Annotated in this window: 9 protein-coding genes; 3 read left to right on the forward strand and 6 right to left on the reverse strand. The window is 46.6% G+C overall.

The features are described 5' to 3' along the window. Positions 1-15: 15 nt before the first annotated feature. Together oppA (CLR69_RS05300) and oppA (CLR69_RS05305) are read right to left on the reverse strand one after the other, a co-directional pair. Positions 16-1,653 carry an oligopeptide ABC transporter substrate-binding protein OppA gene (oppA, locus tag CLR69_RS05300; protein WP_129711276.1) on the reverse strand — a complete coding sequence of 546 codons (1,638 nt, stop codon included), beginning with the start codon at positions 1,651-1,653 and terminating at the stop codon, positions 16-18. A 191-nt stretch (positions 1,654-1,844) separates the two neighbouring features. Beyond that, positions 1,845-3,515, reverse strand: a complete 1,671-nt coding sequence (gene oppA, locus CLR69_RS05305; protein ID WP_131534984.1) for an oligopeptide ABC transporter substrate-binding protein OppA — start codon at positions 3,513-3,515, stop codon at positions 1,845-1,847. A gap of 987 nt (positions 3,516-4,502) precedes the next feature. Between oppA (CLR69_RS05305) and adhE the strand changes: the two genes are divergently transcribed. Next, a complete protein-coding gene (adhE, locus tag CLR69_RS05310; RefSeq protein ID WP_129707827.1) occupies positions 4,503-7,178 on the forward strand; it encodes a bifunctional acetaldehyde-CoA/alcohol dehydrogenase in 2,676 nt (891 codons plus the stop codon). Between the two features lie 135 nt (positions 7,179-7,313). On the opposite strand, the gene CLR69_RS05315 is transcribed toward adhE, so the two are convergent. Continuing rightward, positions 7,314-7,910 (reverse strand): thymidine kinase, encoded by a 597-nt coding sequence (locus CLR69_RS05315; RefSeq protein ID WP_129711277.1) that lies wholly within the window; start codon positions 7,908-7,910, stop codon positions 7,314-7,316. A 394-nt stretch (positions 7,911-8,304) separates the two neighbouring features. Here CLR69_RS05315 and hns point away from each other — a divergent pair, with 394 nt between their 5' ends. Next, positions 8,305-8,712: a histone-like nucleoid-structuring protein H-NS gene (gene hns / locus CLR69_RS05320; protein ID WP_129707821.1), complete on the forward strand. Its 408-nt coding sequence runs from the start codon at positions 8,305-8,307 to the stop codon at positions 8,710-8,712. A 144-nt stretch (positions 8,713-8,856) separates the two neighbouring features. Here the strand turns inward: hns and galU are convergent, their stop codons facing one another. The 3 genes from galU to rssA all read right to left on the reverse strand — a co-directional run bounded on the left by galU (position 8,857) and on the right by rssA (position 12,031). Continuing rightward, the gene (galU, locus tag CLR69_RS05325) at positions 8,857-9,768 is read right to left on the reverse strand and encodes a UTP--glucose-1-phosphate uridylyltransferase GalU (RefSeq protein ID WP_129707818.1); all 912 of its coding nucleotides are present in this window, start codon (positions 9,766-9,768) and stop codon (positions 8,857-8,859) included. A gap of 205 nt (positions 9,769-9,973) precedes the next feature. Then, positions 9,974-10,990 (reverse strand): two-component system response regulator RssB, encoded by a 1,017-nt coding sequence (rssB, locus tag CLR69_RS05330; protein WP_129711278.1) that lies wholly within the window; start codon positions 10,988-10,990, stop codon positions 9,974-9,976. Positions 10,991-11,125: 135 nt separating this feature from the next. Next, on the reverse strand, positions 11,126-12,031 hold the full coding sequence (gene rssA / locus CLR69_RS05335) for a patatin-like phospholipase RssA (protein ID WP_129707812.1): 906 nt from the start codon (positions 12,029-12,031) through the stop codon (positions 11,126-11,128). A gap of 132 nt (positions 12,032-12,163) precedes the next feature. Between rssA and CLR69_RS05340 the strand changes: the two genes are divergently transcribed. Further along, the gene (locus CLR69_RS05340; RefSeq protein ID WP_129707809.1) at positions 12,164-12,631 is read left to right on the forward strand and encodes a YchJ family protein; all 468 of its coding nucleotides are present in this window, start codon (positions 12,164-12,166) and stop codon (positions 12,629-12,631) included. Positions 12,632-12,634 lie beyond the last annotated feature (3 nt).

The following is a 12,634-nucleotide window of genomic DNA, read 5'->3' on the forward strand; positions in this document are numbered from 1 at the left end:
TGCCAGCCATTATTATTAGTGCTTGATGATATAAAGATCTTTCACGTAAACATTATCCTGGGGATCGTTGCCCGTTAATCCACCAACATAAGGTTTCACCAGTCGGGTATTCGCATAGTAATAGACCGGTATGGTGACGGCGTCTTTATCCAGTTGCGATTCCGCCTGCTGGTAAACCGCAGCGCGCTCCTCATCAGTTTTCACCTGCAAGGATTTCGCCACCAGTGCATCAAACTCTTTGCTCTTATAGTGCGAGGTGTTACTGCTGCTGTCCGACAGCATGCTGTTCAGGAAGGTTGAAGGTTCGTTATAGTCCGCACACCATCCGGCACGTGCAACATCATAAGTCCCCTGATGACGAGTGCTGAGGAAGGTTTTCCATTCCTGGTTTTCCAGCTTAACGTCCACACCGATATTCTGTTTCCAGATAGAGGCAGCCGCGATCGCCATCTTCTTATGCAGATCGGAGGTGTTGTACAGTAGGCTCAGCGTCAACGGTTTCTCTGCGGTATAACCCGCTTCTGCCAACAGTTTTTTCGCTTCTTCATTACGTTTCGCCTGTGACCAGGTGAACCACTCCGGTACTGACGCTTTCAGACCATCGATATACGGTGGTACAAAACCATAAGCAGGAATATCGCCCTGATTCTTCACTTTGTTAGTCAGAATATCCTGGCTCAGGCCCAGACGCAGCGCGGTACGTACGCGTACATCGTTAAATGGCGGCTTCTGGTTGTTAACTTCGTAGTAGTAAGTACACAGGTACGGGTTAACCTTCACTTCATCCGGGATTTCTTTCTTCAGCTTTTGGAAGAGTTCGATTGGCAGGTTGTTGTACGTCATGTCGATTTCACCGCTGCGGTAGCGGTTGACGTCCGTCACTTCAGACGCAATCGGCAAATATGTCACCTGATTAATCACAGTATGGGCGTTGTCCCAATATTGCGGGTTACGCTCAAGTACCATTTTTTCGTTCACTACCCAGCTTTTCAGCTTGTAGGCACCATTACCAACCCAGTTTTGCGGCTGCGTCCATTTTTCACCGAATTTTTCGACAACGGCTTTATTGATTGGCGACATTGCGACGTAAACAGGCAGTTTATAGAAGTATGGTACGGCTTCGGAAAGCGTGACTTCAAACGTATGATCGTCGATCGCTTTCACGCCCAGCGTATCAGGGGATTTTTTACCAGCGATGATGTCATCGATATTCAGCAAATGACCATATTGCAGATAGCTAGCGTAAGGCGATGCCGTTTTTGGATCGGCCAAACGCTGCCAGCTGTAGACGAAATCCTGTGCGGTAACTGGCTCACCATTGGACCATTTGGCATCTTTACGCAGGTGGAATGTCCACACTTTAAAATCTTTGTTATCCCAGCTTTCCGCTACGCCTGGGCTGGTTTTGCCGTTAACGTCAGAAATGACCAGCCCTTCCAGCAGGTCGCGCGACACGTTGGATTCTGGCACGCCTTCGATTTTATGCGGGTCAAGGGATGAAACCTCAGCGCCGTTGTTACGCACCAATTCCTGTTTTTCTGCTAACTGAACGCCGGCGGGAACGGTCGCGGCGAAGGCAGAAACAGCCATCGTGCTACTTAATGCCGCGATAATAGCGGCAGCTATTCTTTTTTTAGTTGTGATGTGTGTCATTATTTTCTCCTGTAATGTTGTCGTGTTAGTTATCCCAGCACGATTCCTGAATTAACGCCCTGTGAGAAAACGGTTAATCGATTCGACTCCCGACCCATTCCCACATGGCAGGAATGGGTAACCAGAGATTAAACACCAAATTAATCGCTACTCGCTCATTTCATTTGCATCAAACCGTAAACAGCAGCGGATTAATGCTTAATGATATAGAGATCTTTCACCCGTAGATTATCCAACGGGTCCTTGCCGGTAATGCCACCGACATACGGTTTTATCAGTCTGGCGTTCGCGTAGTAATAGACCGGTACGATGGCCGCATCTTTATCCAACTGCGATTCTGCCTGCTGATAAACTTGTGCTCGTTCATCGTCCGTTTTTGCCTGAACAGCCTGCTCCATCAGCTTGTCGAACGCGGCGCTCTTGTAATGCGCGGTGTTATTGCTGCTGTCTGACAGCATGCTATTCAGGAACGATGTTGGTTCGTTATAGTCCGCACACCATCCTGCACGCGCGACATCATAATTGCCTTGATGGCGTGTACTGAGATAGGTTTTCCACTCTTGGTTTTCCAACTTCGCGTCAACGCCCAGATTCTGTTTCCAGATCGATGCAGCCGCGATCGCCATCTTTTTATGCAAATCAGACGAGTTATAAAGCAAATTAAACGTTAGCGGCTTATCTGCGGTATAACCCGCTTCCGCCAGTAGTTTTTTCGCTTCTTCATTACGTTTAGCCTGTGGCCAGGTAAACCACTCTGGCGTATGCGCTTTCAGGCCATCCGTGAAGGGAGGAATATAGCCATACGCAGGAATATCGCCCTGATTTTTAACTTTATTGGTCAATATGTCTTGATCAAGCCCCATACGCAGAGCGGTGCGCACTCGCACATCGTTAAATGGCGGTTTCTGATTATTGATTTCGTAATAATAGGTGCAGAGGTAGGGATTGATGTTAACTTCTTGTGGGATTTCTTTTTTTAGCTTCTGAAATAGCTCAATAGGTAATTTATTATTGGTGACATCAATTTCACCTGCACGATAGCGGTTAACATCCGTCACTTCGGAAGCAATCGGCAGATAGGTGACCTGATTAATCACGGTCTTGGCGTTATCCCAATATTGGGTATTGCGCTCTAGCACAAGCCGTTCATTCACGACCCAGGACTTAAGACGGTAGGCGCCATTCCCCACCCAGTTTTCCGGCTGGGTCCATTTATCACCAAATTTCTCCACTGCCGTTTTATTTACCGGAGACATGGATGAGTGATTCAGTAATTTATAAAAGTAAGGGATCGGCTCACTTAATGTCACTTCCAGCGTATGGTCGTCGAGTGCTTTTACACCCAGTGCATCAGGTGATTTCTTGCTGGCAATAATGTCATCGATATTCAGCAGATGACCATATTGTAAATAGCTAGCATAAGGCGAAACGGTTTTCGGATCGGCCAGACGTTGCCAGCTATAAACAAAATCCTGAGCGGTAACCGGTTCGCCATTTGACCACTTGGCATCTTTACGTAAATGGAACGTCCAGACTTTAAAATCACTGCTTTCCCAACGCTCAGCCACGCCGGGGATCGGGTGTCCATCAGGATCGGAAATCACCAACCCTTCATATAAATCGCGCGCAACGTTGGATTCCGGTACACCCTCTATTTTATGCGGATCCAGTGATGATACCTCAGCGCCATTGTTTCTCACCAGAACCTGTTCTTTCGCCAGCTCAACGCCGGCAGGTACATTAGCAGCCTGAACATTCACACATGACGCCATCACTGCGGCGGCAATCATACTGGTAACAAAGCATCGTTTTGTTTTGCGAATTTTCACTTTATAAACGCCCCTGTCTTGATACAACGCCATACCGGACTCTATGCATAAAGATTGCTGTCACATAGAGCAGAAAAGAACGCCTATTATCCAAATAAATCATAAAATTAATTTATGGGTTAATAACGGATAATAGGTCGAAACTCGAAGCTATCAAAAGCGGACACATTCGCCAATATTTTTACATTGATGTTGCTTAATTTTCTTTACTACTGCCCGATAAATGTTTTATTGCAATAGAGTGACACCGCAATTAACCCCATGATATACAATGTTTTTTCTTTTTATTTGCAAGTATTTTTTAAATATTCAGCAATTTATAGATTTTGAGCAAAAAAACATCGTAATGGGTTTCATCATTTTCACAGCACAAAAATGATGACGTATGCTTACCTATCCGCGTCATTACCTGACTGAAATGTGATTATTTTAACAATTTGATTACTCACCTTGCACGGCAACAGCACACTATTTCCAAACTATTGCTGGCGTGTAAAATAACTAACCCGATTAAGATATAAGCAATATTTATACGAACACGTTTTATACGAACAGGTAACTCCCGGAATTGCCCCCGGCAATTGTCTGCACCACTGCCACCGATTATCTCCTACCGATCAATTTTAGGTAGAAAAGCTCCTGAGCCCACCGAGTTAATGATATTGGTTATCAACACCATCATGCTGAATGGTGTCAGCTTAAAGGAAAGTCGATATTGATCACAAAAAAGACACCCACAAATAGGTATGCTCATTCCATACCGTAGCGAACGCGTAAATCATCTTAATTTTGCCTTGTTTTCAAAACAATATTTCAAAAATTTATGATATCGGCGGTTACAGTATTTTTAAAAGTAACAATCGCGCCACAACGGCGGATGACAAGCTCTTTGAGTCAATTAATGCGAGATAGGCAAAAAAGAATAGCCTGGTAACGGAAACGCCCCCCGTTCGTTTATCTATACTGTTCTATTCGGCGAACAATTGACTGAAAGAGTTTAACATTTATCAGGAGAGCATTATGGCCGTAACCAACGTTGCTGAACTTAACGCACTGGTCGAAAGAGTGAGAAAGGCACAGCAGGAATTTGCCACTTACAGTCAGGAACAAGTGGACAAGATCTTCCGTGCAGCCGCGCTCGCTGCATCAGATGCCCGTATCCCGCTGGCAAAAATGGCGGTGACCGAATCCGGCATGGGGATCGTGGAAGATAAAGTCATCAAAAATCACTTCGCATCCGAATACATTTATAACGCCTACCAGGATGAAAAAACCTGTGGCGTCCTCTCAACTGATGACACTTTTGGTACTATTACCATTGCAGAGCCTATTGGCCTGATTTGCGGTATTGTTCCCACCACCAACCCCACTTCTACTGCGATTTTTAAAGCGCTGATCAGTCTGAAGACGCGTAACGGGATTATCTTCTCTCCGCATCCGCGTGCAAAAAATGCAACCAACAAAGCCGCAGATATTGTTCTGCAAGCGGCAATCGCCGCAGGTGCCCCGAAAGATATCATCGGCTGGATCGATCAGCCTTCCGTTGAGCTGTCCAACCAGCTTATGCACCATCCAGATATCAACCTGATTCTGGCTACCGGTGGCCCGGGTATGGTGAAAGCGGCATACAGCTCCGGTAAACCAGCAATCGGCGTAGGTGCAGGTAACACGCCTGTTGTCGTTGACGAAACCGCAGATATCAAACGTGCCGTTGCCTCTATTCTGATGTCGAAGACCTTCGATAACGGCGTAATTTGTGCGTCAGAACAGTCAGTTATCGTGGTAGACAGCGTCTATGATGCCGTGCGTGAGCGTTTTGCAACCCACGGCGGCTACATGCTGAAAGGTAAAGAGCTTCATGCCGTCCAGGGTATATTGCTGAAAAACGGTTCACTGAATGCCGACATTGTGGGCCAGCCAGCACCGAAGATCGCTGAAATGGCTGGCATCACCGTTCCTGCCAACACCAAAGTGCTGATCGGTGAAGTCACCGAGGTCGATGAGTCCGAACCTTTTGCGCATGAAAAACTGTCTCCAACGCTGGCGATGTACCGTGCGAAAGACTTCAACGACGCGGTCATTAAAGCGGAAAAACTGGTCGCAATGGGTGGCATCGGTCACACATCCTGTCTCTATACCGATCAGGACAATCAGCCAGAGCGCGTGAATCATTTCGGTAATATGATGAAAACCGCGCGTATCCTGATTAACACACCCGCTTCTCAGGGGGGGATCGGCGATCTCTACAACTTCAAACTCGCTCCATCTCTGACACTGGGTTGTGGCTCCTGGGGCGGAAACTCCATCTCCGAAAACGTCGGTCCGAAACACTTGATCAATAAGAAAACGGTAGCCAAGCGAGCAGAGAATATGTTGTGGCATAAACTTCCCAAATCCATTTATTTCCGTCGTGGCTCACTGCCTATCGCACTGGAAGAGGTCGCATCTGATGGTGCAAAACGTGCATTTATCGTCACTGACCGCTTCCTGTTCAATAACGGTTATGTTGACCAAGTGACTTCCGTACTGAAACAACACGGACTGGAAACCGAAGTTTTCTTTGAAGTTGAAGCTGACCCAACACTGAGCATCGTGCGTAAAGGCGCGGAGCAAATGCACTCCTTCAAACCTGATGTGATTATTGCACTGGGTGGCGGTTCTCCAATGGATGCGGCAAAAATCATGTGGGTAATGTATGAGCACCCTACAACGCATTTCGAAGAGCTGGCGCTGCGCTTTATGGATATCCGTAAACGTATCTACAAGTTCCCGAAAATGGGCGTCAAAGCCAAGATGGTGGCGATTACCACCACATCCGGTACCGGTTCTGAAGTCACGCCATTTGCCGTGGTGACCGACGACGCAACCGGACAGAAGTATCCGTTGGCGGACTATGCGCTGACCCCAGATATGGCGATTGTTGACGCCAATCTGGTGATGAATATGCCAAAATCGCTGTGTGCATTTGGTGGGCTCGATGCCGTAACACATTCCTTGGAAGCCTATGTTTCCGTGCTGGCAAACGAATATTCAGACGGACAAGCGTTACAAGCGCTGAAACTTCTGAAGGAGAACCTGCCAGACAGCTATCGTGACGGTGCGAAAAACCCGGTTGCCCGCGAACGCGTGCATAACGCTGCGACAATTGCAGGTATCGCGTTTGCCAACGCCTTCCTCGGCGTGTGTCACTCAATGGCGCATAAACTGGGCTCTGAGTTCCATATTCCGCACGGTCTGGCTAACGCCCTGCTGATCTCTAACGTAATTCGCTATAACGCGAACGATAACCCGACCAAGCAGACGACGTTCAGCCAGTATGACCGTCCGCAGGCACGCCGTCGTTACGCAGAGATAGCCGATCACCTGCGTCTAACTGCGCCTAGTGACCGTACGGCACAGAAAATAGAGAAGTTACTGAACTGGTTGGAAGAAATGAAGACCGAACTAGGGATCCCAACGTCCATTCGTGAAGCAGGCGTCCAAGAAGCCGATTTCCTGGCCAAGGTCGATAAACTGTCAGAAGATGCATTCGACGATCAGTGTACTGGCGCTAACCCACGCTATCCGCTGATTTCCGAGCTAAAACAGATTCTGCTGGATACTTACTATGGTCGTAAGTTCTCTGAAGAAGTAAAAACGGAAGCCGTTGAACCTGTAGCAAAAGCCGCCAAAACCGGCAAGAAAGCCGCACATTAACACGTCAACCGTTACTTGCCTTATAGGTTAGTTCACGACAATGCCCAATCCTTTCAAGATTGGGCATTTTTATTACACGCGCACAAATCAATGTACCGTTTATTAATCATCCCGCTAGCCGGATATTTAACCGTCTTACACACTTTCCTTACGGGTTAATCCCAGCGCAATTTTATAATGCTTACGACACACGGAAACATAACTCTCATTGCCACCAATAACGACCTGTTCCCCTTCATGGACGGCATTACCCTTCTCATCTAACCGCAATACGCAGTTGGCTTTACGACCGCAATGACAGACCGTTTTTAACTCAATTAACTTATCTGCCCACGCTAATAAATAGTGACTCCCGGAAAACAAATCGCCACGGAAATCAGTACGCAACCCGTAACACAATACCGGTATATCTAATTGGTCCACGACATCAGAAAGCTCGTTCACCTGCTCGCGGGTTAAAAATTGACATTCGTCAATTAATACACAATCTACGGGCTGAGCACGGTGCTCTTTCTCCAGCAGTTCAAATAAAGATGTCTGCGGATTAAACAATAATGCCGGAGAAGAGAGGCCTATTCTTGAACTTACTATCCCCACACCATGCCGATTATCTATTTCTGCAGTGAACACCAGCGTGCGCATCCCACGTTCCTGGTAGTTATATGACGACTGCAATAGCGCCGTCGATTTTCCTGCATTCATTGCAGAATAATAAAAATAAAGTTGGGCCACTCAGCTACTCCACACACAGGCTATATGATCTTCGTGTCGTAAAAACTTATTGTAACAACTCGTCTTCACGCTGCGCAATGGGCTATTCCTCAACCACATCTTGCCCACACTGCCCCCACTAGTCGCTCATTATGATAAAAGATATAAACATTCCTTATAACAACGGCGCGGCATCAATAAGCCACTCACTATCCGTTTGAGGTAAAAAAACGGCATACCAAATGTATTTTTTTGATAACAAGAAAGTATTTATATTTATGTAACATACGATGTGAGATCTGTTTTAAAAATGATGTTTTTTAACAAACTTACAAATTTGACTATTGCAGAAAGGAAAATAGCACTCTATTATCACACTACACGCCACCAATAATATTAATTTGAGATTATCACAATGAGCGAAGCACTAAAGATTCTTAACAACATCCGTACTCTGCGTGCCCAGGCAAGAGAATGCACCCTGGATACTTTAGAAGAAATGCTGGAAAAACTGGAAGTCGTGGTTAATGAACGCCGCGAAGAAGATAGCCAGGTTCAGGCTGAAGTTGAAGAACGTGCGCGTAAATTGCAACAATATCGCGATATGCTGATTGCCGATGGTATTGACCCTAACGAATTATTGCAATCTTTAGGTTCAGTGAAAGTTGCAGGCAAAAGCAAACGCGCAGCCCGCCCGGCAAAATATCAATACACTGACGAAAACGGCGAAGCTAAAACCTGGACTGGCCAGGGTCGTACTCCGGCAGTAATCAAGAAAGCAATCGAAGAGCAAGGTAAATCTTTAGACGATTTCCTGCTGTAATTGTTTATAAGTCCTGAAGACTAAAAAACCCCCGATAGCTATCGGGGGTTTTTCTTTATACGCATTTCGCAAAGAAAAAACAGATACGTCGCTGTTTTACGATGCTCTCTGTTTTTGTAAACAGAGAGCAATTATTACATTTTGTTATTTTTCTTCTGCGTCAATCGTTTCTTCCAACCATTGCGCGAACTCTTCGCCTAAACCGTCATGACGCAAGCCATATTCCACGAATGCCTGCATATAACCTAATTTGTTACCACAGTCATGGCTCACACCTTTCAGGTGATACGCTTCTACCGTTTCTTTTTCCATCAGCATCGCGATAGCATCAGTTAACTGAATTTCATTACCCGCACCTGGTGGTGTTTTCTCCAACAGAGACCAAATATCAGCAGAGAGAACATAACGGCCAACGACAGCTAAATTAGATGGAGCTTCGGAAGCTTTAGGTTTCTCAACCACACCAACCATAGGTGCGCTATCCCCTGCTTTTAATTCCACGCCTTTGCAATCAACTACGCCGTAGCTACTTACATTTTCAACCGGTTCAACCATAATCTGGCTGTGGCCTGTAGTAGAAAAACGTTGCAGCATTTCGCTCAGGTTATCTTTCTTCAGATCGGATTCATATTCATCAATAATCACATCCGGCAAAATAACCGCGACGGGTTCATCCCCGACTAATGGATGCGCGCATAATACGGCATGACCCAGCCCTTTCGCTAATCCCTGACGAACTTGCATAATGGTGACGTGTTTAGGGCAGATGGATTGCACTTCTTCCAACAACTGGCGTTTAACACGCTTTTCCAGTATGGCTTCCAGTTCAAAACTGGTATCGAAATGGTTTTCGATGGAATTCTTAGAAGAGTGCGTAACCAGAATGATTTCATTAATCCCTGCGGCGATACACTCATTAACGACATATTGGATCAGCGGTTTATCTACCAAGGGCAGCATTTCTTTAGGAATGGCTTTGGTGGCAGGCAACATACGCGTACCTAATCCCGCAACCGGTATGACCGCTTTTTTTACTTTTTTATTCACAATAGACATAAACAGCCTCTTATATACCGTTCAAATAATGAACTTTATTTATCTAATCAAGATAACCGAAAGAGTATAACTACTTTAACAAGGGCGCGCTTGTCCCAACGTTAGCGTCCAATAAAAATAAGATAACTCCCTACATCGTGGGAAATAAAAATAGTGCCGAAAGAGAGATATTACCCGAACCCCGCCCCCGATTTGTTCTATCAGACTATTCTGTAGACAACATGAGTCGTAAACGACCGCCACCACCCCATATCTGACACTGCCATGCTTCGCACTGATAATTTAGCTGGTTGAGGTAAGCACCTTCAAGCGTTCCTAACGGAACACCGCTATTCAGTGCTATCTGCTGTTCATTAACATTCAGCGTCGCATTTAGGCCAGCAGAGATCAGTATCAACTGTTTTAACTGCCGGTGGTAATACCCAACAAGCAAAGGAAAACGACCGTTCAGGCTCGCCTGTCGTAGCAACTGGTTTACCTGCTTTAATAAAGTCGGCAAATACGGTAAACGATGTTGCTGATCGGCCAAATGTTCCTGAAGCAGTCCATTGAACAACGTTCGAAGCAGTAAGGCGGCAAGCGTCCCATTATTATTGACACCCTGAGTGACATCAAGGCAATAGAATGCAAGTTCTGTCTCCGAAAGCGCGGCAATATCCAACACGAGCCCCAGTTGTTCCGCTGTCGTCAACTGACGGTAGTTAACACGACAGTTAGCTAGCGTTTGCTGAACGGGCGGCTGTAACTGAGCAAGCAGTTTAGCGACGGCTTCTGGCGATTGATTAAGTGAGTCCATATCCTGCATCAGTTGATCCATCTCGTTCAGCTGTGAGGTGAACATGTCAGGATAGAGGCAGGACATCACGGCCTCACGCAAACGCGTGTAATCACGAATCGGTTTTAGCAACACATCCTGAACACCAAGACGCAAGACTTTGGCGATGTCTGCCATCTGGCTGGTTGCAGAAATGACCAGTATTGGTGTGTCGTTATCCTTCAAGCGCAGATGTTCAAGAAATTCAATGCCTCCCATTGTTGGCATCTTTAGATCGCAAATCATTAAATCGGGTTGGTAATGCTCAAGAATACTCAGTGCATCTAATCCATTAACCGCCTCCTGAACTAAAGCGCCAAGAGAAGTCAGATAACCAGCGAGCACAGATCGAAAAACGGCCTCGTCATCAATGACTAAAATATGCTTACCCGCTAGTGGTTGTTCCATCAGTACCCCTTACTTCAAACACCGAATAATCACATCTGCTTTAACGTCAATGCGCCAGATAGACGGCACACCCTGTATTCTTACCTACATTTTTCTTAACTACATGTGTTCTAAACTACATGTGTACGCTCTTCACTATGCTTCTTTCGCTAGTGGCAACAGTTCATCACGCATCTTGTCCACCGCCTTATAGCCCGCATCTATCGCCTCCTGAGCACGATGAAAATCTAACGTAGCAATTTGGGGACAATGCGGTTGCAACAGCACGTCAGGAGGATCACCCGCCATCCGCGTCATCTTCAACCGATTCTCCAGAATCTGTATCGATGTGCTCATTATCTCCATCGCCGTTGGCGAACTTTCTGTTTGCTGACGGCGACCTCGCAGCAAACGTTCCCGAATCCGGCTACGCCAATCTTGTGGAATATTCCCCGTATCAATGTCCGATGCCGTAGGCTTAATCGACAGCAAGTCCTGATGATTAAGGCTCGCGTCGTGCTGGAGATCAACCGCAATCACGATGTCAGCACCCATTGCTCGCGCCAGAGAAACGGGAACAGGGTTAACCACCGCACCATCCACCAGCCAGTAATCATTAAATCTAACGGGGGATAGCAGGCCTGGCATGCTGCAAGAAGCCCGCATAGCCTGGTGTAAATCGCCTTCTGTCAGCCAGAGCTCGCGCCCTGTACTAAGGTTCGTCGTCACCACGCCATATTTGATATCACAGTCTTCGATCTGTGTTGTATGTAACAAATGCTTCACACTGTTAAAGACGCGATCGCCACGTAACAAACTACCGCGCTGCCAGGAGAGATCCATCAGGCGAATAACATCCCAGTAGCCGAAGCTTCTTACCCAGCGATCCATTGAGGATAAATTGTTTGTGGCATACGCCGCACCAACCAAGGCTCCGATAGAACAGCCCGCGACGATATCAACGGCTATCCCCATTTCTGTTAACGCATTAAATACACCAATATGCGCCCATCCTTTCGCGGCCCCGGACCCCAAGGCTACTCCAATCTTTTTCCGTTGCATGATTGATCCACCCGTCTTCATTTTAGCGCACATTGCTACACGTAGAGTTTCTTAGGTAACATATCGGCATCCTGCATAGGGATCTGTTTATTATCTATCAGTTTTTATCTTAAATTTTCTTCAGGAGACGTTGTGTCAGAATCTTGCCCCTGTTGCAGTGGATTGCAGTATAACGCATGCTGCCAGCCCTACCTCACGCATGCCGCCACAGCGGCCGAGCCCGCAATCTTAATGAGATCGCGCTATACCGCCTACGTCAAGCACGATGTCGATTACCTTATCGCTACCTGGCATCCCGATCTCCACCCCGAGAAATGGCGAGAGTCACTCACTGAAAGCTGCGAGAATTCACAGTGGCTTGGTCTCACTATACTGGCAACGTCTCCAGGAAAAACGCCCGATGAAGGCTATGTGGAATTTGCCGCGCGTTATATATCGGAAACCGACAAGCAGCGCACAGAAGTAATGCGAGAACGCTCACGCTTCCTTCGCCAGCATAATCGCTGGTACTATATAGACGGCGTTCATTTGCAGACAGGCAGAAATGAACCTTGCCCGTGTGGTTCCGGTAAAAAATACAAAAAGTGTTGCGGACAATAGAAC

The sequence above is a fragment of the Pectobacterium zantedeschiae genome (assembly GCF_004137795.1).
Classification (GTDB): Bacteria; Pseudomonadota; Gammaproteobacteria; order Enterobacterales; family Enterobacteriaceae; genus Pectobacterium; species Pectobacterium zantedeschiae.

What these genes read in the sequence shown, in the direction of transcription:
- rssA (WP_129707812.1), bottom strand. Translation starts at nt 12,031, where the DNA reads ATGCAACGGAAAAAGATTGGAGTAGCCTTGGGGTCCGGGGCCGCGAAA.
- oppA (WP_129711276.1), bottom strand. Translation starts at nt 1,653, where the DNA reads ATGACACACATCACAACTAAAAAAAGAATAGCTGCCGCTATTATCGCG.
- hns (WP_129707821.1), top strand. Translation starts at nt 8,305, where the DNA reads ATGAGCGAAGCACTAAAGATTCTTAACAACATCCGTACTCTGCGTGCC.
- adhE (WP_129707827.1), top strand. Translation starts at nt 4,503, where the DNA reads ATGGCCGTAACCAACGTTGCTGAACTTAACGCACTGGTCGAAAGAGTG.
- oppA (WP_131534984.1), bottom strand. Translation starts at nt 3,515, where the DNA reads ATGGCGTTGTATCAAGACAGGGGCGTTTATAAAGTGAAAATTCGCAAA.
- rssB (WP_129711278.1), bottom strand. Translation starts at nt 10,990, where the DNA reads ATGGAACAACCACTAGCGGGTAAGCATATTTTAGTCATTGATGACGAG.
- galU (WP_129707818.1), bottom strand. Translation starts at nt 9,768, where the DNA reads ATGTCTATTGTGAATAAAAAAGTAAAAAAAGCGGTCATACCGGTTGCG.